20 protein-coding genes and 1 other RNA gene are annotated in these 24,987 nt (G+C 58.3%); 8 read left to right on the forward strand and 13 right to left on the reverse strand.

What is annotated here, in order from left to right; all coding sequences use genetic code 11:
* Positions 1–139 precede the first annotated feature (139 nt).
* Both MWU38_RS10425 and MWU38_RS10430 read left to right on the forward strand, forming a co-directional pair.
* Entirely contained in the window at positions 140–877 is a 738-nt protein-coding gene (locus MWU38_RS10425) for a 7-carboxy-7-deazaguanine synthase QueE (protein WP_247271746.1), read from the forward strand.
* Positions 878–902: 25 nt separating this feature from the next.
* On the forward strand, positions 903–2,678 hold the full coding sequence (locus tag MWU38_RS10430) for a toll/interleukin-1 receptor domain-containing protein (protein WP_281494649.1): 1,776 nt from the start codon (positions 903–905) through the stop codon (positions 2,676–2,678).
* 24 nt (positions 2,679–2,702) lie between these two features.
* On the opposite strand, the gene MWU38_RS10435 is transcribed toward MWU38_RS10430, so the two are convergent.
* The 5 genes from MWU38_RS10435 to MWU38_RS10455 all read right to left on the reverse strand — a co-directional run bounded on the left by MWU38_RS10435 (position 2,703) and on the right by MWU38_RS10455 (position 9,051).
* Positions 2,703–4,373 carry an ATP-binding protein gene (locus MWU38_RS10435; protein ID WP_247271976.1) on the reverse strand — a complete coding sequence of 557 codons (1,671 nt, stop codon included), beginning with the start codon at positions 4,371–4,373 and terminating at the stop codon, positions 2,703–2,705.
* Positions 4,374–4,547: 174 nt separating this feature from the next.
* Positions 4,548–5,261 (reverse strand): TIGR02186 family protein, encoded by a 714-nt coding sequence (locus MWU38_RS10440; RefSeq protein ID WP_247271748.1) that lies wholly within the window; start codon positions 5,259–5,261, stop codon positions 4,548–4,550.
* 59 nt (positions 5,262–5,320) lie between these two features.
* Positions 5,321–6,235, reverse strand: a complete 915-nt coding sequence (locus tag MWU38_RS10445; RefSeq protein WP_247271749.1) for a sulfite exporter TauE/SafE family protein — start codon at positions 6,233–6,235, stop codon at positions 5,321–5,323.
* Positions 6,236–6,301: 66 nt separating this feature from the next.
* On the reverse strand, positions 6,302–7,567 hold the full coding sequence (locus MWU38_RS10450) for a hypothetical protein (RefSeq protein WP_247271750.1): 1,266 nt from the start codon (positions 7,565–7,567) through the stop codon (positions 6,302–6,304).
* Positions 7,568–7,593: 26 nt separating this feature from the next.
* Entirely contained in the window at positions 7,594–9,051 is a 1,458-nt protein-coding gene (locus MWU38_RS10455; protein ID WP_247271751.1) for a glycosyl transferase family protein, read from the reverse strand.
* A gap of 100 nt (positions 9,052–9,151) precedes the next feature.
* Between MWU38_RS10455 and nhaA the strand changes: the two genes are divergently transcribed.
* Positions 9,152–10,387, forward strand: coding sequence for a Na+/H+ antiporter NhaA (gene nhaA, locus MWU38_RS10460; protein ID WP_247271752.1), 1,236 nt, complete (start codon positions 9,152–9,154; stop codon positions 10,385–10,387).
* 46 nt (positions 10,388–10,433) lie between these two features.
* Here the strand turns inward: nhaA and MWU38_RS10465 are convergent, their stop codons facing one another.
* Positions 10,434–10,871: a VOC family protein gene (locus MWU38_RS10465; RefSeq protein ID WP_247271753.1), complete on the reverse strand. Its 438-nt coding sequence runs from the start codon at positions 10,869–10,871 to the stop codon at positions 10,434–10,436.
* Between the two features lie 178 nt (positions 10,872–11,049).
* Positions 11,050–11,889 carry a TorF family putative porin gene (locus tag MWU38_RS10470; RefSeq protein WP_247271754.1) on the reverse strand — a complete coding sequence of 280 codons (840 nt, stop codon included), beginning with the start codon at positions 11,887–11,889 and terminating at the stop codon, positions 11,050–11,052.
* A 343-nt stretch (positions 11,890–12,232) separates the two neighbouring features.
* Between MWU38_RS10470 and MWU38_RS10475 the strand changes: the two genes are divergently transcribed.
* From MWU38_RS10475 to MWU38_RS10485, 3 genes are all read left to right on the forward strand, one after another.
* Positions 12,233–13,036 carry a metallophosphoesterase family protein gene (locus tag MWU38_RS10475; RefSeq protein WP_247271755.1) on the forward strand — a complete coding sequence of 268 codons (804 nt, stop codon included), beginning with the start codon at positions 12,233–12,235 and terminating at the stop codon, positions 13,034–13,036.
* A 91-nt stretch (positions 13,037–13,127) separates the two neighbouring features.
* Positions 13,128–14,438, forward strand: coding sequence for a UDP-glucose/GDP-mannose dehydrogenase family protein (locus MWU38_RS10480; protein ID WP_247271756.1), 1,311 nt, complete (start codon positions 13,128–13,130; stop codon positions 14,436–14,438).
* 231 nt (positions 14,439–14,669) lie between these two features.
* A complete protein-coding gene (locus MWU38_RS10485; protein ID WP_247271757.1) occupies positions 14,670–18,158 on the forward strand; it encodes an autotransporter outer membrane beta-barrel domain-containing protein in 3,489 nt (1,162 codons plus the stop codon).
* A gap of 143 nt (positions 18,159–18,301) precedes the next feature.
* On the opposite strand, the gene rnpB is transcribed toward MWU38_RS10485, so the two are convergent.
* From rnpB to MWU38_RS10505, 4 genes are all read right to left on the reverse strand, one after another.
* Positions 18,302–18,715, reverse strand: an RNA gene (gene rnpB / locus MWU38_RS10490) — RNase P RNA component class A.
* A gap of 101 nt (positions 18,716–18,816) precedes the next feature.
* A complete protein-coding gene (locus tag MWU38_RS10495; RefSeq protein ID WP_247271977.1) occupies positions 18,817–19,536 on the reverse strand; it encodes an N-acetylmuramoyl-L-alanine amidase in 720 nt (239 codons plus the stop codon).
* A gap of 44 nt (positions 19,537–19,580) precedes the next feature.
* Entirely contained in the window at positions 19,581–20,234 is a 654-nt protein-coding gene (locus MWU38_RS10500; RefSeq protein WP_247271758.1) for a histidine phosphotransferase family protein, read from the reverse strand.
* A gap of 151 nt (positions 20,235–20,385) precedes the next feature.
* Positions 20,386–20,781 carry a M67 family metallopeptidase gene (locus MWU38_RS10505; RefSeq protein ID WP_247271759.1) on the reverse strand — a complete coding sequence of 132 codons (396 nt, stop codon included), beginning with the start codon at positions 20,779–20,781 and terminating at the stop codon, positions 20,386–20,388.
* A gap of 17 nt (positions 20,782–20,798) precedes the next feature.
* Here MWU38_RS10505 and MWU38_RS10510 point away from each other — a divergent pair, with 17 nt between their 5' ends.
* A complete protein-coding gene (locus tag MWU38_RS10510; RefSeq protein WP_247271760.1) occupies positions 20,799–21,752 on the forward strand; it encodes an RluA family pseudouridine synthase in 954 nt (317 codons plus the stop codon).
* A 114-nt stretch (positions 21,753–21,866) separates the two neighbouring features.
* On the forward strand, positions 21,867–22,766 hold the full coding sequence (gene rpoH, locus MWU38_RS10515) for an RNA polymerase sigma factor RpoH (RefSeq protein ID WP_247271761.1): 900 nt from the start codon (positions 21,867–21,869) through the stop codon (positions 22,764–22,766).
* 60 nt (positions 22,767–22,826) lie between these two features.
* Here rpoH and MWU38_RS10520 read toward each other — a convergent pair whose 3' ends face one another.
* Together MWU38_RS10520 and MWU38_RS10525 are read right to left on the reverse strand one after the other, a co-directional pair.
* Positions 22,827–23,549 carry a hypothetical protein gene (locus tag MWU38_RS10520; protein ID WP_247271762.1) on the reverse strand — a complete coding sequence of 241 codons (723 nt, stop codon included), beginning with the start codon at positions 23,547–23,549 and terminating at the stop codon, positions 22,827–22,829.
* A 56-nt stretch (positions 23,550–23,605) separates the two neighbouring features.
* Entirely contained in the window at positions 23,606–24,955 is a 1,350-nt protein-coding gene (locus tag MWU38_RS10525) for an amidohydrolase (protein ID WP_247271763.1), read from the reverse strand.
* Positions 24,956–24,987: the final 32 nt, after the last annotated feature.

Raw genomic sequence — 24,987 nt, forward strand, 5'->3', positions numbered from 1 at the left:
CATGCGCCAACGCCCACACCCTTCAAACGAACCAGTGGTTCGACAGTCCGGTTTTTGACGAATTTTATTTCAACTCCTGGACAGTGTCTCAAGTGTCTCAAATCTCCTACAACCCCGGCAGATCAGGAGATGCGCGCTGATGGCTGATCTTGTCCTTGCAACCGACGACAATGGCGCGCCCGAGATCTTCGCCTCGCTTCAGGGCGAAGGGCCGAGCATGGGGGTTCCCGTGGCCTTCATCCGCCTGTCGCGCTGCAACCTTGCCTGCACATGGTGCGACACGGCTTACACTTGGCGGTTCGAGGGCGATGCACGGCCACATCGAGACGGTATTGCCTATGACCGGGCTGCCAATCAGATAAAGGTCTCGCCAGAGAAGGCGGCAGCAAAGATCGCGGCACTGGGGCAAAAGCGGCTCGTCATCACCGGGGGCGAACCCTTGATGCAGTGCGGGCCCCTTGCCGATATGCTCGCAATCCTGCCCGATATCGAAATCGAGATCGAAACGAACGGGACCACGAAGCCTTCTGCCCACATCGACATCCGTGTCGACCAATACAATGTCAGCCCCAAGCTGGCCCACTCGGGCAATTCGCGCGAGCTCGCCATTCTCCCCGAGCGGATGGATTTCTACGCCAGCGACCCGCGCGCCTTCTTCAAATTCGTGGTCGCGAAGCCCGAAGATGTGGACGAAGTTGACGCGCTGCAACGCGAATATCGCATCGCGCAAGATCGCCTGTTCCTGATGGCGGAAGGCACGGATTCCGATAGCCTGAGAGAGCGCCAGAAATGGCTCTCCCCGCTGTGTCTCGAAAAGGGATATCGCATGTCGGATCGGATGCACATCCACCTTTACGGCGACACGCGAGCGACCTAAGCTGGCGACTCAGGGGGCACATTCATTGGATATCTTCATTTCCTATTCGCGGCGGGACCGCGACCGCGTAAATTTCATGGCCAAAGCTCTGGAAGCTCAAGGCTATTCGGTCTGGTGGGACCGCGATCTTCGTGCAGGCGAAGAATTCGACAACGTCATCGACAAACACATCAAGCAATCGAGGGTGATTGTGGTGGTGTGGTCAGACACGTCAATCAAAAGCAATTGGGTCAAGGAAGAGGCCGAAGACGGCGTCATCGACAACAAGCTTGTCCCCGTTTTGATCGACGAGGTGGTTATTCCGCGCGGTTTCCGCCGGATACAGGCAGCGGAATTGCAGGACTCAAGCGCTGACCCGACCAAAAGCAAGAATTGGCCGGTATTTCTGGAAAGCGTGCGCACAATCGCGGGCGAAGGACAGGGGACAGAGGCAGGGGCAGCTGAAATGGCCGAGTTCGGCCTTTCGCCTGCCGACCAGGGGGCAGATTTGCCCGAAACCGCGAACACTGCCGACACCCCCTTGTGGAAACGCCCCATCGGTATGGTGGCAGCCGCACTGGCGCTCGTGATTGTCGGTGTACTTGCGCTGCAATTGACCGGCTTTGGTGGGGGCAGCAGCAATAGCAGGCTCGCCGGCGTCCCCGAAGACAAGGCGATCGTCCTTGGCATCTATCCCAACGAAAGCTTCGGCATTCAGCAAAGCAATGGGCTCAAGGCATCGCTTGAAGGCTTTCCCCAATTGATGGTGCAGGACCTAGACGCGCCGCTCGACGCGATGAAAACGCGCAATGCACCCGACGTGATCGCAAACCTGCGCGCGTTTCTGGATGAGCGTAACGTGGTGGCTGTTATTGGTCCGTCCATCACCGAATTTACTCCGCAGGTTCTCGACGTGATCGAGGAAAGCGGCAAACGCCCGGCGATTGTGCTCACCACCGCTGGCAGCCGTGCCGACCTTGGTTGGCAGGACAGCGACCTGCCGATTTTCCGCGTGGGTTCAGGCGTTGATGAACGCGCAAGCAAGTTCAAGACATTGGCCGAACGCGCCATCGCACAAGGGATCGGCATCACCTTCATGCTCGAAACGGTCGAGGGCGCAGGCGACGATGCAAAAACCTATGGCGAACTTTTCTTCAACCGCGTCACCAATGAACTGGGCGAGGAAAGACTGGCGAGCTGGCAGGAAGATGGCCGGGTTGAAATCCGCGAATATGTGCGCGGTTCGATCAACGACGCCTTCGCGACACCGGAACAGCAGGCAGTGCTTGGTGAGACGCGATTGATCGTGATCATGGGCCTTAGCAATGATTTCAAGGACTTGGCCCGGGGGCAATTCGGCGCCGATAAACCGGAACGCAAGGCCATGCTGGCAAGCTGGAACAACAGCCACCACACGCTGGCTCTGAATGAATTGGCACCGCTTCAGGCAGACCGCCTGATCGACATCACCGATGTGTTCGAGGCGGCCAGCTACAATGGTGAGCAACCCGAAGAGATTGCCCAGTTCGAAAGCTTGTTCGGACCGATTTCCCCGCGCTGGCGGCTTGAGGCGGTTGCGTTCGATTCGGGCGTGATCGTCAAACAGGCCGCGAGTGAAATCGAAGGCGAGATCACCGCGGACGCGCTGGTCGCAACGCTTCGTTCGCGCAGTTTCAACGGAGTGACGGGGCGTATCTTCTTCAACTCGACCGGCCAGAACACTGGCGATGCGGGCGGGCTGCAGAAGTTCTACAGCGTAAGCTATGATCCGGCGAACAGGGGATGGCGTGAGGTGACCAATCTGGCCACGCTCAAGCGGTAATCCGGTATGTTCGTGTGATGGGCGTTAGCCCTGACTGCGCCAGCGCAGAACCACGCGATCGACGATTTCTTCTTCGCCGCCACCCTGGTTCCATAGCTCCGAGAAGCTCGGATCTTCGGATGCAGGGCGCTTGTGCTCTTCGAGATTGTCGAAGTTGACGCGGATCGGGATCGCTACACCTTCGCCGCAGATGATGCACTCACGGTTGCGCAGCGCCGGGATCGAATCGAGAAACCCGCGCGAGCCTTCTGGCATGGCAGAACGCACGAACGCCTGGTCGCGGTCGTTGTTGAGACGCATCGAAATGATCGTGCCGCATTGTGAAAGCACGCCTTCGGCAAGGTCGGAAGGTCTCTGGGTAATGAGCCCCAGGCTGATACCGTATTTCCGGCCCTCCTTGGCAATCCGGCTGAGGATTGAGCCAACCGAGGATCCGTCGGAATTCTTCTCGCTCGGGACGTAGCGGTGGGCCTCTTCGCAAACGAGGAGGATTGGCCGAGTGTTTTCTTCGCGGCCCCAGATCGCAAAATCGAACACCAGCCGCGAAAGAACCGCGACAACAGTGGAGGTGATATCGGAAGGGACGCCCGAGACATCGATAATCGAAATCGGCTTACCTTCGCCCGGCATGCGGAACACCTTGGAGATGAAATCCGTCATCGTGTCGCCCACGAGCATGCCCGAGAACATGAATTGATAGCGCGGGTCGGCCTTCAATTCCTCAAGCTTGCCCTTGATCCGCATATAAGGCGCAGACGAGGTGGCTTTATCGAGCTTGCCCATCTCGTCCTGAATCTTGTTCGAGAGGTCGGAGAGAAGGTAGGGAATGGGCGAATCGACGGTGATCTTGCCCATCGTTTCAGCCAGCCGGTTCTTGGACCGTGCGTGCAGCAGACACTTGGCAAGAATGTCCATATCAACCTGACGTTCGTTGCCATCGCTGGTGAGGAGCACTTCGCAATGCTCTTCGAAATTCATCAGCCAATACGGCATTTGCAGGTTTGATACGTCGAGGATTTTGCCGGTTTGACGGAAGGCGGCGGAGTATTCGCCGTGAGGGTCGATCATCACGATATGCCCATCTGGCGCGTGTTCGCATATCCGGTGGAGGATCAATGCAGCGCTCGTCGATTTACCCGTGCCGGTTGAGCCCAAAAGCGCAAAGTGCTTGCCCAGCATCGCGTCGATATAAAGGCCAGCGCGGATGTCCTTGGTCGGGAACACCGTGCCAATCGTTATGTTGGCACGCCCGTCGCTGGCGTAGATTTGTTCGAGGTCCTTCGTGGTCGCGGGATAGACCATCGCGCCCGGAATGGGATAGCGTGTGACACCGCGCTTGAACCCGTGGATGCGGCCTGTGAGTTTTTCTTCAGAGCCCTCGCCCAGAAAGTCGATGTGGGCGACAATTCCGTTTTCCGCGCGGCGGTCCTTGCGCTGGTCGCGAACGTTCGCAAGCAGCCACGAATCGCCGACGCGGATCTTGATCTGGCTGCCGACTTGCCCTGCCAAAGCGATAGAGCGGTCGTCATCTTCCATGCACTCGTTCAAACGCTGAAGGTCGAGCGCGATTTGCGAGCCGGCACCGGAAATCTCAAGCACGATGCCGATTGGCAGCCTCGCGTTGTCCTGCGTTGCAGCAGCTGCGCCAACTGGTTGAGCCGCCTGACCGTTTGCCTCGAAACCCTGATTTCCCATCGCATTCATGCGCATTATCCTGTCGCTTCACGAGCAACGCCAATGACCCCGGACGCGCTCTTCTGTGCGGGCCTAGCCGCAACACGCAGCAATCGCTGATTTGGGTTAAGATCGCGTCAACGATGCGCGCGGAGAGGGATCAATCGCCGGGGTCAGCTTCGGGAAATCGAGCGGCTAAAGCTTGGCAAAAGCCTGTCCGGCGATCCAGCCCATGCCCAGCGACAGGGCAATGGCCCCAAGGCCATAGAAAAGCGACCATTCCTGCGAGGCGTAAACCACCGTTCCCTCAAGCCCCACTTTCACCACTTCGATTTCGGCGGTGGCACTCGCCAGAACCCGGCCGTCTGCAATCGCGAAGGTTTCGGCGGTGTACTGACCGGTGGTGACGTTGGAGGGAAGCGCGATGCGGGCCTGATAAAGGACGCCTTCGGAAATGCGCACGCCTTGCGGATCCTCTTGATAGAGCCCCAGCCGCTCTCGCATGTCGACGAGCCCGCGTGAAAAACGCGCCTGCTCCTCCGGCTCGATCTGACCGGTGGGGCTCAACTGGATGAACTCGGTCCCCAGCTCGTAGATCGCGGCCGTCAGAGGATCGACGACCTCCTCGATGGGGCTGGAAGAGGCGATGGCGAAAAAGGATGGCGCTGAACGAAAATCGTTCGAACCTGCATTCATCCAGACACCGGCAATCCGTTCTTTTTCACGCAGCCGGATAGGTTCAGCAGGGCCTTTCAGGACCACCGCAATGTCAAAATCGCGCGCGCCGTTCGGCCCTCTGGGATCAATCACGGCTCCGTACAAAAGCAGGTCAGCCCCGGTAAAACCCTGGCGCACTTCGATGCGCGATTGGCTGACCTCGGGCACCAGGACAGGCTCGGATTGCCCCATCAGGAATGGAGCTGCCAGGACAAGTGCAAACGCAGCGAGCAGGGATCGCAACCGGTGCGTCACAGGGGGCTCACCGTGTAAATCTCGTCGGGTTGCACCCCGAGGCCATAGAGCATCCGCAATGCGACAAGGATGACGATCGCGGCAAGCACGAAGCGCAGGATTTCAGGGCGCGCCTTCATCGCTAGCTGCGTCCCGAATTGCGCCCCCATGACCGAACCGAGCAGCAAGAGACCCGCAAGGATAATGTCGACCGCCTTGGTCGTCAGCGCGTGCGTCATGGTCGTCACCATCGTCACGAACAGGATCTGAAACAGCGATGTGCCCACAACCACATTGCCGCTCATCCCCAGGATATAGAGCATGGCAGGCACGAGAATAAATCCACCCCCTACCCCCATGAGCATCGTCAGCACGCCAACGATCACCCCAAGCAGAAGCGGCGCGATGGGGGAGATGTAAAGGCCCGAGGCATAAAAGCGCGTGCGGAACGGCAAACCTGCGACCAGCGGGTGGTGCCGACGTTTGCGCGGGCTTGCGTCCTTCTGTCCCTTCGAGGCGGAGATCGCTTCGAACGCCTCCCGCATCATGAGCGTGCCGATTGAGCCCAGCATGATCACATAGAGAATGTTGATGACCACATCGATCTGGCCAAGAGCCTGAAGCAGGCGGAACAGCGCTGCTCCGAAAAGCGCGCCGATCACCCCGCCGCCGACCATGACGGTCCCCATTCGATAATCGACCCCCTTGCGCCTGCCATGCGCGATCACGCCGGACACGCTTGCGCCTGTCACCTGCGTTGCAGCCGAGGCAGCGGCGACCGTGGGCGGGATACCGTAGAAGATGAGCAACGGGGTAGTCAGAAATCCCCCGCCGACGCCGAACAAACCCGAAAGGATGCCCGTCCCCACGCCGAGAAGCACAATGAACAGGCCGTTCACTGAAAGATTCGCGATGGGGAGGTAGACGTCCATAATCTTCGACTACCCTAGCACGGCGGGTCTTGGAAGAAGGCTTTGCCTCCAACCCCCTATGTTGTCTCAGAAACGTGTAGAAACTGTCGCAGCTACACCTGAATCGGGCTCTGCATCGCCTGCAACCTGCTCGCGATAATCAACCGAAACGCGCGCGGGCATTTTTCCGATATCGACATCAAATCGCAAGGTTGGCCCCACATCGAGGCGCTTTGCATCTCTTTGCGCTCCGCCCCAGACGCCTGCGCCAACACTGACGGCGCCGCCAGCGCCTGGCTTTCCGAGCCGCAAAAGCTCGCGCGTTGCCACTGCCTGGCCATCGAGGAAATAGGTGCTTGGGGCTCCCGCGACATATCCCGCCGCCCCATAGGTTTCGAGCGCAAAGCCCATCGGAAGCTTGATCGGGGCAAGTTCCGTCGCGGCATAGGCAGCGGGGCGAAACTTTGTCTGTACTCCGACGCCGAAATCCGAAACCGCCGGACTTTGCGTTGCGCGGACTTCGCCGAAAAGGCGAACGGGCACTTTGCCCAATGGGCGCGCGGAAACGCCTGCTGCGATTTCGCTCTCCCCGCCTTCGACCTGCGCCTGATAGGCGCGAAGGAATATGCGAGGATCATGGCTTGATGAGGGTTTTGCGCGCCACTGGAGATTGGCGGACAACTGGCTTGCGCCGTAGATGGGGGAACGCCCTTGAGGTATCGAGAGCGCGCTGGACCCTTGGCGATAGAAGCCGAACATATCGAGCATCCACCGGTCGGTTTTGGGCGGGTCGCCAACTGGCAGCCCTACGCCATTGCCCGCACGCGATACCTGGCCCGTCCGCCGCAAATTCTGGCCGGCAAAGCCGGAAATGTCGTCCGGGAAATAGGAGTATGCGAGGTATCTCCCCGCCCCCGGTGCAAGCTCAGACGCGCGTGCAAAACCGCCGCCTTGGAGCTGCGCTTCCCTGCGCGCACAGGCGGTGCGGGCTTGGGGGGCATCCGCATAGACAGGATAATAGACCACCCTTGTCGGTATGCCCGCCACGCTTGCCGGCGGCGCCCAACCTCCGGGAAGCCCTTGCGCGGCCATATCTGGCGCATAACCATAGGGCACATAGCCTTGGGGCACATAGCCATAAGGATGCGGCGCGCCATAGGAGCGGGAAAAGGCGAGGGATTGCGGCGCGGGAAACGATCTGCCGGAGGTTGATGCGGGCGTTAATCCAGCATCGCCAGAGCCGGGTGCCGCCTCGTTCACTGCCAAGGCGGGGGGCGAATTGACGATCGGATTGTCCCACATGACCGTTCGCGCGCCCACCCATGCCGAAAGCATGAATGCGAGCAAAGCCAATGGCAAACCCCTCTTTTGTGTGGCCATTATCCCGTGTTCTGGACCCTTCTCCTAACACCGTGTTGAACCGAGGCCGGAGCCTGCACCGTGATTGTCGCGTGATGGGAAACGGGCTTGGCAGGATGGGACGAATGTCTGGTTTTATCCCATTCGGCCGCGCTGCCGTTAAGCGTGCGCCAGTAAGCCTGCACCGCGCGCCGCCCTGCCATAATTGCAATGATATTCGTCAACGGCAGCCTGATGATCGCAAAAACCCCCTCGGCCAAACCATAATTGCGCGTGGTAAAGGCAAACCGCAAAGCCACGCGCCATGCAAAGAAGGCAAGGTTCGCGGCGAGCAAGCCGATCACAAATGGCGAAAGCTCAATCGGGCGAAGCTCGCCAAACTGGCCCGCGACCGAAATGATCAGCGTCAGCACCAAAAGCAGATATCCAAGCGCCATCACCAGCGCGGTGAGAGGCCCGCGGCGATCGCGCGCGCGCATCCATGTGTCTGCAACACCCCCGGTCCAGCCGGTGCGATCCCAACCCTGAAGCGCAATGCCGTGAACCCAGCGGGTTTTTTGCCGGACAATCTCGCTCAGCCTCGATGGGAAGTAGGCGCGCGTTGCGATGAGTTGATCGTCCTCGCCCCGTGCGCGCACAAAGCGGCACGTTCCGCCCTGCCCCGAAATCGCAAGGCCAAGCTCATAATCTTCAGTCAGGGAATCAGGCTCAAACGGCAATCCGTCGGGTTTGGCATCGGCCAGTTGCAACAAAGCCGCGCGCGAAACACCGCAGCCGACGCCCGCAGAAGGCAAAGCTGCGCCGACTGCATCTCTTACGACCATTGCCTTGCCGTGTGCCTCGGCAAACTCTTCGCAGTAATGGCTGCCCAGCCAATCGCGTGAGGCCTGCGGCAAAGGTTCAACCGGAAGCTGCGCAAAATCTGCGCCTTGCGCAATCGCCCAATCCAACAGGCCCAGCCCGGCAGGGTCAACCATATCCTCTGCATCATGGAAGACCACGCATTGAAACCGCATACGGGAACGGTTTTCATCGTCGCTCATTGCTTCGTAAAGGCGGTTCAAACAGTCCGCTTTTGTGCTGGGGCCATCGCGATCATGGATAACCAGCCGCAGGCGAGCATCGCCCCAGGCCGCGGCAGACGCTGCCTCCAGTGTTGCCGGGTCGTTGCGATAGATGCCGACATACAAACGAATGTTGCCTTGTGGCCAAACGCCAAGCAAATGACGGATGGTTTCAGATATGACCTCAGACTCTTGCCAGGCGGGCACGAACACCGCCACCGGTCCGGAAAGTTCACTGTGCTGGAGTTGTGTGCGATTGACCTTCGCAGTCCTTGCCCGTCCGGTCAGTTTGAGCCATAGCCAAGCTAAATCCACGGCAAAATCATCAAGGGCACCGATAAGGAAGAAAATCCCCGCAAACAAAAGCAGTTCATACTGTAATATTGCAAGAATTTGCCAAAAATCAGAACCCATATGAGCCAAGGCCTCCGACTTCCCTGAACTAAGAAACGAGTAACATTGGCCGTAAGGCTTGGCAACTAAATCCATCATATCCGAAACGGACCGAAAATTCATGCCTGACAACAAAAGCATAACCTTGAGCCCATTACGTCGACTTTTTGCTCCTGTTCGCGCTTTATTTGTTGGCGATGCCTCGGCAGGCGTTCTGCTTATATTGGTGGCCGCTGCGGCAATGCTTGCGGCGAACTCTGCCTTTGCAAATGAATACGATGCGCTGATCAACGGCCAGTTTGCCTGGTATCCGCACGAAAAGCTCAAGTCCTTGCATTACGTCGTCAATGACGGGCTGATGGCTGTGTTTTTCTTTGTTGTCGGCCTCGAAGTGAAGCGCGAGATGATACAGGGGCAACTCGCCAGTGCACAGGCGCGGCGCTTGCCGATGATCGCAGCGGCTGCGGGCATGATCGCCCCGGCCATCGTCTTCATACTGGTGTCAGGCGGCGGCGACTATTCGCGCGGCTGGGCCATCCCTGCTGCGACCGATATCGCCTTTGCGATGGGCGTGCTGGGCTTGCTCGGCAACCGCGTGCCGGGCTCCTTGCGCATTTTCCTGCTTACCGTCGCGATCGTTGATGACATCGGCGCGGTTCTGGTGATCGCGTTCTTCTACACCGAGGTTGATAACCTTGCGTCCTTCCTCATGTGGATGGCCGCCTCTGCGGGCGTGCTTGCATTGATGGTCGGGTTGAACATGCGCAAGGTTTCGGTGTTCTGGCCCTATATTCTGCTCGCCATTGTGCTGTGGTTCTGCGTGCTCAATACGGGCATCCACGCAACCATCGCAGGCGTGCTCGCCGCGCTCACCATTCCGCTTCACCGCCGTGACGGTAACTCGATGCTCGAAAAGCTCGAGCATGGTCTTGCCCCGTGGAGCGCCTATCTGGTTGTCCCTGTCTTCGGTTTTGCCAATGCGGGCGTGTCGCTTGATGGTATCGGGGTTGAAAACCTGCTCGACCCGCTTCCCGTCGCAATCGCTGCCGGCCTTGTTGTGGGCAAGCAGGTCGGCATCTTCTCAGCCATCTTTATCTGCGACAAAACCGGCTTTGCGCCGCGTCCCGATCACGCAAGCTGGCAGGAGATTTGGGGTATTACGATCCTTTGCGGCATCGGCTTTACGATGAGCCTGTTCATCGGCCTTCTCGCCTTCCCCGGCAACCAGCTGCTGATTGACGAGGCCAAGATCGGCATCCTGACAGGCTCGGCGATTTCAGCCATTCTCGGCTTCATCGTGCTGCGACTTTCGACCGAGCATCCGGACACGGTCGCCAATCTTGAAAGCAAGGGATAAGCGGCGCGCGGGCTGGGCTATCTGCTCAGCCCGCCGCCGCCTTGCTCTACCAGCTGCCGGTGTTTTCCATGCTGGCCCATGGTTCCTTGGGTTCAAGATTGCCTTCTTGCAGAAGTTCAACCGAAATCCCGTCGGGTGATTTGACGAAAGCCATATGTCCATCGCGCGGTGGGCGGTGGATTATGTGGCCAGCATCCGCAAGACGCTGGCAGGTTTCGTAAATATCATCGACGCGGTAGGCGAGATGGCCAAAGTTGCGCCCGCCGTCATATTCTTCCGGCGCGCTCCCGTCTTCGGACGGCCAGTTGTAAGTGAGTTCAACCTCGGCAACGCCTTCTTGTCCCGGAGCGGCTAGAAAGATCAGCGTAAAACGCCCGGCCTCCACATCGAAACGGCGGACCTCCTCCAGTCCGATGAGTTTGAAGAAGTCGATTGTGGCGTCAGGGTCGCTGACGCGGATCATGGAGTGAAGATATTTGACCATTGAGGCTGTCCTTTCCAGGTGCACGGGGCGGGTGCAGGAAATAGTTGCAGCCTGCCCGCGCCGCAAGCCCGCCAGCAAATGACCGCAGACAAACGGCCTCAAGCAAAAGGGCGCAGGACCCATCGGTCCCGCGCCCCGTTCCTCCCGCTTTTGCGCGGGTAGTGCCTGCAGCTAGAGCTTAGAAGCTAGCTGAAAGGGTCAATACGAAAGCATCGTCGGTAAAGGTGCCCAGCGGATCGATAGCCGCATCCCCTTCAACGCCGACATAAGCAGCGGTGAGAGTTGCCGGACCAACCGCAAAGTCAGCGCCGATCGAGTAGTCCCAAGCCTTGCTGTTGTTAGTGAAGGTCAGGAAGCCGTCAGTGTAACCCACGTGGCCGTTGATGGTGATCGGCGTGTCCGGGATGGCGACACCCACGTCTGTGTAGAAGTAGAGGTTGTCAGTGCTGCCAAGCGAATCCTGATCAGGCGCATAGGCAAAACCGCCCGTGACCGATGCCGGACCAATCGAGGCCGAAAGCGAGCCATAAAATTCGTAATAGTCGAAATCACCAGGACCAGCGTCCGGGTAGATGTAGACGATGGCGCCCACGTCTGCGGACAGTCCGTCGGTGAGGTCCCCGCTCCAGCCGGCGTAGAGGTCAAGCTCGGTCGAGCCATAGCCAACGGTTTGCTCATCAAGGCTCGAAGCCCAGGTGCCAACGTAGAGGCCAGAAGAGTGGCCAAGGTCGAAACCACCCTGGATTGCAATTTCGCCACCAGACAGGTCGACACCGCGGAAACGGTATTCCGATGTCAGCGCGACGTTGGCGGAGAATGAAATTTCGCTGTCTTCCGCCATATTGCTTGAGCGCGCCTCATCAACCGGCTGCGCGGCGCGCAGCGATGCGGTGTCGAGCACAACAGCTTCTTCAGCGGTCGATTCGGTTTTTGCTTCTTCAGCAAAAGCGGGAGCGGCTGCAAAAAGCAGACCGGCGGAGAGAGTAGCGGCCGAAAGACCGCGAATGGACGTGAGCATTACAACTTCCTTGTTTTTTGTTGTCGCTTCGTCCCACCTGCACATCCGGCGGCTGCTTATTTATGAGGCAGTCTCGTCCGAACGCGACATAATCGTGCACACAATTGGTGCGTTGCACAAGGGAAATTGCTCAAGAAAATGGCAAATGAGGCTCTATTGGCAAAAAACTGTTGAGTTTGTGCATCACTTGATGGTGGTAGCCGGGCATCTGCGTGGAGCGGTCTTCTTGCTTTGGTTGCCGTTGCGCGCACGCAAGACTAAATAGGCATCCCGCCCCTATCGAAAGCTTTCATCAGCTAAGCTCTCATTTACACAATCGGCACTCCGCGACGTTACAACACCCATGCTTGACGCAATCCGCTCCCTCTTTCGGTCTCGCCCGCAATTGCCGCCCCCTGCCGTTCCGCAAGGCGAGCGGTATTATCTGATCGGCGACATCCACGGACGTCTCGATCTGTTCGAAGCGATGGTTGCAGCGATCGAGGACGATGATGCGTCACGCCCGTCCATGAATACTCAGGTCGTGCTTCTGGGTGATCTGGTCGACCGCGGGCCGGACAGCGCAGGGGTGGTTGCGCTTGCGCGAAGCTGGCAAAAGGAACGCACCGTGCGCATCCTTGCCGGCAATCACGAGCAGATGATGCTCGATGCTTTCAAAAAGCCTGAAATCCTGCGCCATTTCCTGAAACACGGAGGGCGCGAGACGGTGATATCCTACGGCCTTTCGAAAAAACAGTTCAGTGCGATGTCGCTCGAAGAATTGTTCGAGGCGCTCCCGCAGTTCATTTCCAAGACGGAGCGCGATTATATCGCCTCGTTTGAAGAATATGTGGTCGCGGGCGATTACATGTTCGTTCACGCAGGGATCGATCCGAACGTGCCCATCGAGGATCAGAAACGCAGCGATCTATTGTGGATCAGGGACCGGTTCTTGAGCCATGAAGGACCGCTCGACAAGGTCGTGGTCCATGGCCACACGATCTTCAACAAGGTCAACGACCGCGGCAACCGGATCGGCATTGACACTGGCGCTTTTCGCTCAGGTGTGCTTAGCGCGCTCGTGCTCGAAGGCGATCAACGCCGGATTATCCAGACGATCAAGGACGGCGATGGACCGGTCGAGATTTTTCACGGCGAAAGAGGGTAACAGCGCTTTCTTAAACGTGCTTTAGGGCTCGCTCGCCTAATGGCACGGCGTCAGACAATGCAGCAGGCATTTGCCGCAAGGGACTTATACGATGAAAATTGCAATGGTGGGATCGGGCTATGTGGGGCTCGTTTCAGGAGCATGCTTTGCCGACTTTGGCCATGATGTCGTGTGCATCGACAAGGACCAGGGCAAGATCGACCGCCTGCATGATGGCGTTATGCCGATCTACGAACCTGGCCTTGATGCCTTGGTTGAAAGCAACGTTAAAGCAGGCCGCCTTTCGTTCACCACTTCGCTTGCCGAAGGGATCAAGGACGCGTCGGCCATCTTCATCGCCGTCGGCACGCCAAGCCGCCGCGGAGACGGGCACGCCGATCTGTCATTTGTTTACGCCGTTGCAAAAGAAGTGGGCGAGAGCCTTTCCAACGAAGCGGTGATCGTCACCAAATCAACCGTTCCGGTGGGCACGGGTGATGAGGTCGAACGCATCCTCGAAGACAGCGGCACCACCCACCGGTTTGCTGTGGTCTCCAACCCTGAATTCCTGCGCGAAGGTGCAGCAATCGGTGATTTCAAACGGCCGGACCGGATTGTGATTGGCGCCGAAGATGACTTTGGGCGCGAAGTGATGAGCGAGGTCTATCGCCCGCTCTTCCTCAATGAATCGCCCATTCTTTTCACGTCGCGCCGGACCAGCGAACTTATCAAATACGCAGCCAATGCGTTCCTTGCGACGAAAATTACTTTCATCAATGAGATGGCCGATCTGTGCGAGAAGGTTGGAGCAAACGTGCAGGATGTGAGCCGCGGTATCGGTATGGACAACCGCATCGGTTCCAAATTCCTGCACGCGGGGCCCGGCTATGGCGGCTCGTGCTTCCCGAAAGACACACTGGCCCTTCTCAAAACGGCTGAAGATTACGACAGCCCCACCCGCATTGTCGAGGCCGTGGTGGCTGTCAACGACAGCCGCAAACGCGCAATGGGTCGCAAAGTGCTCGATGCCCTTGGCGGCGCGGACGCAGCGCGCGGCAAGAAGGCGGCGCTTCTTGGCCTCACCTTCAAACCCAACACCGATGACATGCGCGACTCTCCTGCAATCGCGGTTGCACAAACGCTCACCGATGCAGGTGTCAAGGTGTCGGCATACGACCCCGAAGGCATGGAGCAGGCCCAGCCTCTGATGCCCGAGGTGGTGATGTGCGATGATCCATACGCCGCCATCGAAGGAGCAGATGCAACTGTGATCGTGACCGAATGGGATGCCTTCAGGGCTCTGGATCTGGACCGGGTCAAGTTGCTCGCCAATGCGCCCGTTCTGGTGGACCTGCGCAATATTTATTCGCCCGAAGACGTGCGCGCTCGCGGTTTCGCTTACGAAAGTATTGGCCGCGCGTAATTACCGGCTGCGAGTCGTTCCGAGTCGCTCGCAAATTGCGGTCAAAATCACACCTGTCTGTTGCAAGTTTTGCTATTAACCCTGTGCGTTAATGCACATCAGAGGTCGTTTTTGCCGCCGTTTCCCGCGGAAGTCATGGATTCTTAACAAAGTGTAAAAAATTCTCTTTGGAATCCGCCCCTGCCTATGTAGCCTCCATCGCAGGGGAAACTTCAAAATAGGGGCATTTTCATGAATAATCGTATTCTAATGTCTGGCGTGGGCAGTCTTGCTCTCGCCGGAGCTCTTGCTGCGTCTCCCGCGTATGCAAACGACGGGGTCGATGCCGATCTCGTGGGCCCAGTGGCCGAAGACACCGAAACCGCAGATGGTAATGATGCGCGCGCCGCAGTGGCACCGCTCAACACCTTCTCCGGTATCGATACCGGCGCATTGTCTGTCACTTTCGATGGCACCACCGACTTTCGCATTTCGCGCACTGACCGTGATTACATCGGTTCGATCACGGGCCCGGCCTCCGAGCTGATCGTGCGCGACGATGTGGGCGTCGATTTCGGCGATCCTGATGATACAGCGCCTTATGCGGTGCATATCTTTATTCAGGACAACATCAGTGGCGGCGTGTTTTTCAACTGCTCGGGCAGTGTGATCAACCCACGCACGGTTTTGACAGCTGCACACTGTGTCAACCAAAGTGATGCGGGCCTCGCGACGTTCTCGTCCGAGGAATACGGCCTTCCGGGCTCGGGCGCATCGACCACCTTGCTGCTCGCCACCGGCCAAAGCAGCGCGGATCGTATCTTCACCTATATCGGTGACGGTTCTGGCTATGCCGATGGCGGCGTTGCATTGAGCACCGACGTCGTCATCCACCCGACCGGCAACCTCGACAATACAGGTCTTGGTTTCCCGTGGGCTGACGTGGCCCTGGTCGCTGTCGATACGCCGATCCTTGACGTGCCTTCACTGCCGATCCTTCTTACTCCGCTGACCGAGCTTACGCACGTTCTGCAAGTGGGTTATGGCACCAACGGCACCGGTCTTACCGGGGGCAGCAACACGGGCGATCGTTTCCTTCGCCGCGTGGGTGAAAATATGCTCGGCATGGTCGGAAGCCTTGGCGATTATATTGACCCGATCTTCCCGGACTTTGCACCATCGACGCAGGTTCTCGGATTTGAAAGCCAGGCTTACTACTGGACCGATTTCGACAATCCCGATCGCACGCCTGAAGAACAAGCAGGCTGTGTGTTCCCAGGCGACACGATTTCGTGTGAAAGCCTCGAAGCTGTCTATGCCATCGACTATTTTGACGGCGATGCGCTTCCCGGTGAAGTGGGAACGGCTCCCGGCGACTCCGGTTCGCCGTTGGTTGCCGACCAACTTGCAGACTTCCCGCTCGCAATCGGTGTTCTGTCAGGCGGCTTTGACTTCTTTGGTCTTGGCTCTGCCTATTCGGATGTAAGTTTCTACAACCCGCTTTATCCTTTCTTCGAGTTCATCACCGAGAACACTCCTTACAAGTATGTCTCGGCGAACGCTGGCGATGGCAATTGGTCGGATCCAACACATTGGACCCAAGACCTTGATCCGGGCTTCTTCATTCAGGATGAAACTGGCGCAGTTGTGAACGGTATTCCAACCGGCAACGAGCCAGGCATCTTCGAAAGCGGTCCAAAACTCGGCACCGTTCTTGGCGTCGATATTTCGGGCAATGACGGGACTATCACCCCCGGCTTTGAAGGCATCGATACCACCTTGCCGGAAAGCTCGGCGCTGCTCGGCCCGGGTTCGACCGGCTTTGTGCCACAAAACACCGACGGTACGCCCGGCGTCGCATTCGCGAATCCAGCACAATATTTCGAAGTCCATCTCAACAACTCCGGTCGCACCACGGTCGATCTGGATGTCGAGATCGACAAGCTGGTAGTGAACGATTCCGGTGCACAGCTGGCTATCGGCGCTCCATGGAGCTTCGATGTTGTTCAGGATATCGAGCAATTCGGCGGTCTCGTTGAAAATGACGGCACCATCAACACCCCGTTCTACTTCCTCGTTGGAGGTGAGCTTGGCGGTGACAGCGGTACGATCAACACGACGGCATTGCTGAACATCAACGGCCTGCTGAACGCTGGCGGTGTTGGCGGCTTTGGTTCGATGACGATCAACGGCGACTTCCTGAACACTTCGGGTGGCGGCGTCTGGTCTGACTTCAGCCGTGGCCGTCGCGGCACTGTTGCAGCAGACGTTTATGACGTCAGCGGCACAGCTCTGCTTGGCGGCACGCTGATCGTTTCAACCAACGATCGTCGTCCACGCTTTGGCACCGAATACACCGCTCTGACCGCTGGTGCGATCGACGGTACTTTCGACGAGACGGTCCTGTTCAGCAACTCGGCAACTCTGGCCGCTGAATCGCGGGTTGAAGGTAACGAAGTCATTGTGAACATCGTTGCTCGCAGCCTTCGTACGCTCCTTGGTCGGGGCAGCCGGATGGAATCGCTGGGCACCTCGCTCGACACAATGCGTGCAACGCGCTTTGCCGAGTTTGCTGGTCTGTTCGACTACATCGATGCAGCAAGCGTTGACACCCTTGGCGCGACCCTGTCGTCGATCACTCCGATGAACGCCTTCAACCAGACGTTTGCAGCCAATGCGATGTCGCATCGCTTCACCGGCCAGATCGCTCAGCGTAATCTCACGCTGCGTGACGGTTCGCGTGCATCGGGTGCGTTCAGCGCTGCTGGCAACGCAAGCTTCGCCATCGCTGGCGGCGCTCCTGCTGAAGTTGGCAAGATCGGCGTGTTCGGCACCGCATCGGGCGTCTACCGCAATGGGGGCCAGATCCAGCAAGGTGTGACCGGCAACGGTTTTGGCGGCTTTGGTGCCTTTGGCGTCAACGGCGTGAGCACTGGCAACATGGGCGCGAATGCGTTCGAACAAGCCGCTCTCACCCAAGCCGGTGAAATCACCGTCGGTGCGGATATGCGTTTGTCGGAAGGCTTCAGCTTCGGTGTGGCCGTCTCCAACATCCGCAACAGCCAGGATGTGCTGACCGGTGGTCAAACCCAGGGCGATCTTGCCCAGTCGGTTGCGATCTATGCCAGCTATAACGACGGCGGTCTGTTCGCTGATGGTTATGCAGGCTCTGCTGATCTTCGCCTTGGTGCCAACCGCGAAGCGCAAGGTGAGTTCGCTCTTGCCTACGACAACGCTCTTGGCCAATCCGACAGCAGCCAGGTATTTGGCGGGGTCCGCATGGGCTATGCCTTCGACCTTGCTGACGGTATCGAAATGGGTCCGGTGGCCAGCGTCGATTATCTCAACAATCAGCTCGGCGGCTATGATGAGACTGGCGCAGGCGCATTCGGCCTCAGCATTGATGATCGCACCTTCACTTCGGTGGGCGCGAAACTCGGTGCGATGGCAAGTTTCGACATCAAAACCAGCGAGAAGAGCGCGCTTCGTGCGTTCGGTTCGGTGGCTTATGCTCGTGAACTTGGCGACACGCAAGACGTTGTATCCGCTCACTTCTTCGGTGCAGCTGATACGTCATTCAGCATCGCCAACTCGCTCGATCCAGAGTGGGTGAGCGTTAACGCCGGCGCGGAAATGCTGCTTGGCAACAACTTCTCGGCATCGGTGTCTGTCACCTCGGACATGGGCCGCGGCGTTCTTTCGAACGACCAGGCTCAGGCATCGCTGAGCTGGCGCTTCTAAGCCTCGAAATAGAACTCCGGTTCTGAACAAGCGCCGGGCCTTGCCAATTCAGGTAAGGCCCGGCGTTTTGTATGTGGGTTTGCTATACGCCGGGACCCTTGGCGCTGCGGCGGCTTTGCAGCCTCACGTTGAGTAGGAAAACGAGGATCAGGGGGCATCATAAGCCGGGTTCTGTCTCCTCCGAAGAGGCGGCAGCCATTCATCTGGGCGGCCTGTTGCCAGGCGCGCTCTAGCAGCCAACCCGGGTCTTCAAAGGGCGAAACACCCTCGCCTGCGTGAGCAGGCACGAGACCCCTATTTGGCCTTGCTCCGGGTGGGGTTTGCCGTGCGAGGCCTGTTGCCAGACCCCCGGTGCGCTTTTACCGCACCCTTTCACCCTTGCCTGTAGCCGCAACTGAAATCAGCGGGGCTCATCGGCGGTTTGCTCTCTGTGGCACTTTCCCTGAATGCTGGCGCAAACGCCAACACCCGGCGGGCGTTACCCGCCACCCTTGTTTCGTGGAGCCCGGACTTTCCTCGCATGCCCGAAAGCATACGCGGCTGCCTCAGCCCCCTGATGCGAGCCGCTTTAGACCAGTTGTGTCGGGTAGGAAAGCTCGAAGCCGCCCCATTTGAAACGACCCGGTGAAAGCGCCCCGGTTAAAGCCATCCAGTTCGCTTAGCGCACTCGTCCCTGATCGCGCTCAAGCAAAAGCTGCCACAATATCGCGCCCAATTGCGCGTCTGGCCTGCCTTCGATCCGTTCTGGCCGCCAGCGCCGTTCGAACGCCTCGATCGCCTTGATCCCTTCGGTAATGTCATAGCCAAACCGCTCAAGCGCGAGCAGGAATGCGCCGTCATTGTCGAACGGATCGGCGTGATCGAATTTCGCCGGTGTCGGTAGGCACAGCCCGTATTCAGAAAGGCGCTCCCACGGGAAAAGTTCACCGGGATCGATCTTGCGCAATGGTGCCACATCGGAATGTCCCACGACATTGCTTCGCGCGATGTCATAATCCTTCACAATGCGTGCCAGAAGCGGGATTAGCGCTTCGAACTGTGCCTCTTCAAATCCGCGATATCCGCCATTCGCCGGATCGTGCCCCGGATGATCGAGCTCGATACCAATGCTGGCCGAATTCACATCCTTGACCCCGCGCCAGTAGGATGCGCCCGCGTGCCAGGCGCGCTTTTCCTCGCTCACAAGCTGGATGACTTCGCCTTCCTCGGTGATGAGGTAATGCGCGCTCACGCCGGCTTCGGGATCGGTCAGACGGTCAAGAGCGCTCTTAACCGGCTTCATTTCGGTGTAGTGGATCACCGCCATGCTGACCGGGAGTTGGCGGTCATTGCAATTGGGCGATGGCACCACGCGGTGGACGAGCTCACCCGTCTCCATATCGCGCCAACTGCCTGATCGAGCGCCGCCTGTCGGATGTGGGCTCACCCAATCATGCCTTCGGGTTCCGGCATGACCGCACCCAGAACAAGCGCGCCATCGTTCAAGGCCCACTGCAGGCCGCCGCCCGCCTCTTTTGCGAGAAGCGCGATCATATGCGCGGCCGCCGTGCGGCTGGAGATCTCAGATTCTGGCAGATTGCCCTGCAATGCCTGTCCGATGGTTTCGTCAAAGGCGAGCCTTTCCGCCGTTGCCCGCGCGACGATTTCGACATTGCCGCCGGTGCGCTCTGCCCCGATATCAAGCGTGCCGCCGCGCACCAATGCGTCCAATGCGATCTGCGCGAGGTTGAGCATGACCTTGACCGCCGCCTTGGGCAGCTTTGCATCGGGCACTTGCCAGTTAAGCTCCACCCGCTTTGCATCGCCAGCAAGCGAGGCGATTACCTCGTGCGCTTCCTCGACTGGCACATATTCGCCGAACCCGCCCGCTGCACCAAAGGCGAGGCGGAAGAATTTGAGCTTGTCGGTGCTGGTCTTGGCGCTTTGTTCGAGCAGTTCGACGCAGCGTTTCTGCATTTCCGGATCGTTTTCATCTGCAAGAAGCTCGATCCCGTTGGAAAGAGCGCCCACAGGGGACAAGAGATCATGGCACAGGCGCGAGCAAAGAAGAGCAGCAAGATCGGTTTGGGAGGTCATTTATGCCTTTATCCGTGAAAGTTGGCCGAGAAGGTTTGAGACACTTGAGACACTGTCTAAGACCAAAACTCTTTTGGGGCCACAGGCAGCGTTCAAACTTCCACCAAATGGGAGGCAAACGGAGGCATATTTGCGCTGCATCAAGCGCGGCTTAGCTGTCGGTGCAAAAGTAGGAAACTTCGCGAAAAGCAGGCGGCTCGTCACGCCAGAATGTAAGCGCCCCCTCACCCCATATTGCCCACAGCATCCCGTCGCCCGCCGCGCTTTTTTGGTCGGTTTGCGATGGCGCGGCTGGCCCTTTGGGGTGAGAGTGGAAATAGCCCAGGATCTGAAGGCCGCCATCGCGCGCCTTGCGGTGGGTATCGATAAGCGTTTGCGGGTCAATTTCGAAGTGGGTTTGCGGTGACGGGTGAACGTTGCGCGCCTCATCAAAGCGGGTGATCGCGCACCCTTCTCCGAGCAATATCCCGCAGGCCTCTTGCGGTAAGGCACGCCGTGCAGCCTCTTCCAGCGACCTTATCACCTCACTTGTCACCCGTGTTTCCATCGCCCATGGGTCTAGCCATGTCTGACCCTCAAGTCATCACAGGCACGATTGCGGCCCCGGCAAGGCTCGACAAGGCTTTGGCCGATGCAACCGAGCTTTCGCGGGCGCGGGTGCAGGCTCTGATCGCTGATGGCCGGGTGGAAATGGACGGCAAACCCGCCACCTCGCCAAGCGCAAAGATTACAGGTGGCGCTGCGTTTCGCATCAACGTGCCCGCCGCTGCCGAGGCAGAGGCGCAGCCGCAGGACATCCCGCTCGATGTGGCGTTCGAGGATGAGCATCTGATCGTCGTCAACAAACCCGCAGGCATGGTGGTGCATCCCGCCGCCGGAAATCCCGATGGGACGCTGGTGAATGCGCTCCTCCACCATTGCGGCGGCTCGCTTTCCGGCATTGGAGGCGTTGCGCGCCCCGGCATCGTCCACCGGATCGACAAGGACACCTCCGGCCTCCTTGTCGTAGCCAAGTGTGACGCCGCGCATGAGGGGCTCGCCGCGCAATTCGCCGAGCACTCGGTCCATCGCCGCTATCTTGCGGTGTGTGGCGGGCATCCCAGCCCCAAGGAAGGCACGATCGACGAGAAACTGGGCCGCTCGGACCACAACCGAAAGAAAATGGCTGTCCTGCCCAAGAATTCCTCACGCGGGAAACACGCGGTAACCCATTACAAGGTTCTCGAGCGGCTGGATTCGAGTGCGCTGATCGAATGCAGGCTGGAAACGGGCCGCACCCACCAGGTGCGCGTTCACTGTGCGTCAATCGGTCATGCGCTATTAGGAGATCAACTCTACGGCAAAGCACCAAAGTCCCTCAAACCGCTGCTTGGACAGCTGAACTTTGCCCGCCAGGCCTTGCACGCAGCCGAGTTGGGTTTCCTACACCCGATACTTGGGAAAGAGGTAAGGTTTCACGCGGATTTACCGGGGGATATGATGGAACTAATCGACGAACTTGGCCGTTCTTATCGATGAAATGCGCTGCAAAACGCAAAAGAATCGAATATATGTAACCACGTGGCCCGTACCTTCGGATGCCCATATGGGGTCCGACAAGACGGGGTCGACGAAAGAAAGGTTGGAAAAAACGTGAGTAAAGTAGCCTCTGTTCCGGCTCTGAGTGGTGAGCAAAGCCTCAATCGCTACCTGTCGGAAATCAAGAAATATCCCGTGCTGACCGCCGAGCAGGAATATATGCTCGCCAAGCGGTATGAAGAGCACGAAGACCCGGAAGCAGCCTCGCAGCTGGTGTCCTCGCACCTTCGCCTCGTTGCCAAGATCGCAATGGGTTACCGCGGCTATGGCCTACCCGTCTCTGACCTGATTTCAGAGGGTAATGTCGGCCTGATGCAGGGCGTCAAGAAATTCGAAGCCGACCGCGGTTTCCGCCTCGCGACCTACGCGATGTGGTGGATCAAGGCGAGCATTCAGGAATATATTCTGCGCTCGTGGAGCCTGGTCAAAATGGGCACCACCGCGGCCCAGAAGAAGCTGTTCTTCAACCTTCGCCGGATGAAGAAGCAACTCGAAGCCTATGACGATTCCGACCTGCACCCAGAAGACGTCGCGAAAATCGCGACCGATCTTGGCGTGCCGGAGCAGGAAGTCGTCAACATGAACCGCCGGATGATGATGGGCGGCGATGGCTCGCTCAACACACCCATGCGCAATGGCGAAGAGGGTGCTGGCGAATGGCAGGACTGGCTGACTGACGAACGCCCGCTTCAGGACGAAACGGTTGCCGACGCTGAAGAAGCGAGCGTGCGCCATGAAATGCTGACCGAAGCAATGGACAGCCTTAACGAGCGCGAGCAGCACATACTCACCGAACGCCGCCTGACGGAAAATCCGCAGACGTTGGAAGAACTCTCACAGGTGTACGATGTAAGCCGTGAGCGCATCCGCCAGATCGAAGTGCGCGCCTTTGAAAAGCTGCAAAAAGCGATGCAGCGGATCGCAGGCGACCGACTGCTGCCCGGAATGGCGTAAGCGCTAGCTAAAGTTTGAGAATTTCAAGAAGCCCTCTCCGGTCTGAACCGGGGAGGGTTTTTAATTTAAGGAAGTGTTTGCGAAAATCTCCAGCGCCAGCCCTTCGATCTCCTTCCAATCGTCAAGCCGTTCAATTCTAAATGTTGCATTGACCCGAACAGCCCGTCTACGCCCACGAACCTCAGTGGGGTTCAGCATGATCCGCATAGTGCACCATTCCTGAGGGAGAATCGCAAATCCGTCAGCTTCGGGAGGGCACCATATATGGAACTCTCTTCCAGAGACATCGGGCTTGAAGAATCCTATTCTCCAACGGTTTTCTGGTCGGCTTGGAACAATCTGCGGCGCATACAATAGACCATGCCGCTCTTCGCCATTTGGTTCGTATGCTTGCCAATGCTGAAAAAGTATCTGTTCCTCTGGGTACGCCCAATCACGGACAGTAAACCAAACGAAGTCTCGATCACCCTCGCTCAGAAGAGCGTCACTCACTTTCCCAGTCTTATAATTTACTGCTCTAAAGGACCTCGAATATCGGTACTGATCGCGAATATACCGGCATGGAAGAGTGATGGTAAGTTGCACATCACTCTCATACTCTTTCATTTCGGGAAGCCTCAGATCGATCAGGGCATGTGGCTGACTACGATCGCAATAGCTATCAGCGACCTCATCAGGAACTGCTTCTTTTGACAACAAAAGGATAGTGCCAACCACGACTGCAGCGCTGACGCAAATCAGCGCGAGATACTTCCGCTTTGGATTATTTGGTTCGACCGGCATCTCTCACTTCCTCAACCGGCAAAAATCATCGTCCATCGCGGTAATAAGCACGCAATCTAATCCGCCGGTGCCAGATCCAAGACCGCTGCCACCATCGCCCGCGTACCCAAGGTCACACTCGGCCTCGGCTCTACCTTGAACAAGGGCGAGTGGTGGCTGGGCACAGCAGGCCCGCCATTTTCGGCTGCGTCGAAGGCTTCTTGCGGAGTGCCGCCGACCGCAAAGTAATAGCCCGGCACGCCCATATCCTCAGCCACGAAATAGCTGAAATCTTCCGCACCCATTCCCTGTTGGCGAAACTCAAGAAAAGCGTCTTCGCCAAGGTCGCGTTTCATGACGCCGTTAAGCCGCTTGGCAAGCGCGACATCGTTATAGGTAACTGGCGTGCCCTCGCTAACAACCACCTCGACCGGCATATCGTCGGGCAGCCCATGTGCTTTGCCCGTATTCACCGCGATCCGCTCGATGCTTTGAAGCAATTGGGCGCGCACACTCTCGTCATTGGCACGAACGGTCAGCTGCAATTCGGCCAAGTCAGAGATGATATTGTGCTTCGAACCTGAGTGGAACGAACCCACGGTAATCACCGCGGGTTGAAGCGGTTGGACCTCGCGCGAAATGATGGATTGGAGCGCGGTGACGATCTGGCTCGCGATATAGACCGGGTCGCGCCCAGAGTGGGGGCTTGCCCCGTGTGCGCCGATGCCGGGCACCTTGATATCGACGCTGTCCGCGCTTGAGTATTGGATGCCTTCTGCTGCCGATACCTTGCCGGTGGGCAGGACCGAGGCGACGTGGAACGCGAGCGCATAGTCAGGCTTGCCGAAACGCTCATACAAGCCATCCTCCAGCATCGCTTTTGCCCCGCCCACTCGCTCTTCAGCGGGCTGGACAATGAACATGACCGTGCCTTTCCAATGGTCTTTCATGGCGACAAGCTGGCGCGCCGTGCCGACAAGCGAAGTGATATGCACATCGTGTCCGCACGCGTGCATCACCGGGTATTCCTTGCCATCCTGGCCCACTTGGGTTGCGGAGGAGGCATAATCGAGCCCCGACTTCTCCTGCACCGGCAGGCCATCCATGTCCGCGCGCACGAGGATCAACGGACCATCGCCATTTTCCAGCATCCCGACAACGCCCGTGCCGCCAACGCCTTCGGTCACGTCAACGCCTGCATCGCGCAGTTCCTGGGCCATGCGCGCGGCGGTTTCATGTTCCAGGAAGGAAAGTTCGGGATTCTCGTGAAAATGCACGAAAAGTGGGGCGAGATAGCTGTCATATTCTGCCTCGACCGCTGCCTTGATAGCCGCATGATCAACACTGTGATCATCGGCCGAGGCAAGCACCGGAGTGCTGGCGAATGCCAGGGCGATGGCGGCGGTTGCAGTGCGAATAAATGTCATGATCTTGTTCCCCGAAGTCTCTTGCCAGCAAT

Source organism: Qipengyuania sp. S6317L1, from assembly GCF_023015615.1.
Classification (GTDB): domain Bacteria; phylum Pseudomonadota; class Alphaproteobacteria; order Sphingomonadales; family Sphingomonadaceae; genus Erythrobacter.

Coding starts and splice junctions, on each gene's coding strand:
- MWU38_RS10425 (WP_247271746.1), top strand. CDS start 140: ATGGCTGATCTTGTCCTTGCAACCGACGACAATGGCGCGCCCGAGATC.
- MWU38_RS10435 (WP_247271976.1), bottom strand. CDS start 4,373: ATGGGAAATCAGGGTTTCGAGGCAAACGGTCAGGCGGCTCAACCAGTT.
- MWU38_RS10440 (WP_247271748.1), bottom strand. CDS start 5,261: ATGGGGCAATCCGAGCCTGTCCTGGTGCCCGAGGTCAGCCAATCGCGC.
- MWU38_RS10445 (WP_247271749.1), bottom strand. CDS start 6,235: ATGGACGTCTACCTCCCCATCGCGAATCTTTCAGTGAACGGCCTGTTC.
- MWU38_RS10455 (WP_247271751.1), bottom strand. CDS start 9,051: ATGGGTTCTGATTTTTGGCAAATTCTTGCAATATTACAGTATGAACTG.
- nhaA (WP_247271752.1), top strand. CDS start 9,152: ATGCCTGACAACAAAAGCATAACCTTGAGCCCATTACGTCGACTTTTT.
- MWU38_RS10465 (WP_247271753.1), bottom strand. CDS start 10,871: ATGGTCAAATATCTTCACTCCATGATCCGCGTCAGCGACCCTGACGCC.
- MWU38_RS10470 (WP_247271754.1), bottom strand. CDS start 11,889: ATGCTCACGTCCATTCGCGGTCTTTCGGCCGCTACTCTCTCCGCCGGT.
- MWU38_RS10475 (WP_247271755.1), top strand. CDS start 12,233: ATGCTTGACGCAATCCGCTCCCTCTTTCGGTCTCGCCCGCAATTGCCG.
- MWU38_RS10480 (WP_247271756.1), top strand. CDS start 13,128: ATGAAAATTGCAATGGTGGGATCGGGCTATGTGGGGCTCGTTTCAGGA.
- MWU38_RS10485 (WP_247271757.1), top strand. CDS start 14,670: ATGAATAATCGTATTCTAATGTCTGGCGTGGGCAGTCTTGCTCTCGCC.
- MWU38_RS10495 (WP_247271977.1), bottom strand. CDS start 19,536: ATGGAGACGGGTGAGCTCGTCCACCGCGTGGTGCCATCGCCCAATTGC.
- MWU38_RS10500 (WP_247271758.1), bottom strand. CDS start 20,234: ATGACCTCCCAAACCGATCTTGCTGCTCTTCTTTGCTCGCGCCTGTGC.
- MWU38_RS10505 (WP_247271759.1), bottom strand. CDS start 20,781: ATGGAAACACGGGTGACAAGTGAGGTGATAAGGTCGCTGGAAGAGGCT.
- MWU38_RS10510 (WP_247271760.1), top strand. CDS start 20,799: ATGTCTGACCCTCAAGTCATCACAGGCACGATTGCGGCCCCGGCAAGG.
- MWU38_RS10520 (WP_247271762.1), bottom strand. CDS start 23,549: ATGCCGGTCGAACCAAATAATCCAAAGCGGAAGTATCTCGCGCTGATT.
- MWU38_RS10525 (WP_247271763.1), bottom strand. CDS start 24,955: ATGACATTTATTCGCACTGCAACCGCCGCCATCGCCCTGGCATTCGCC.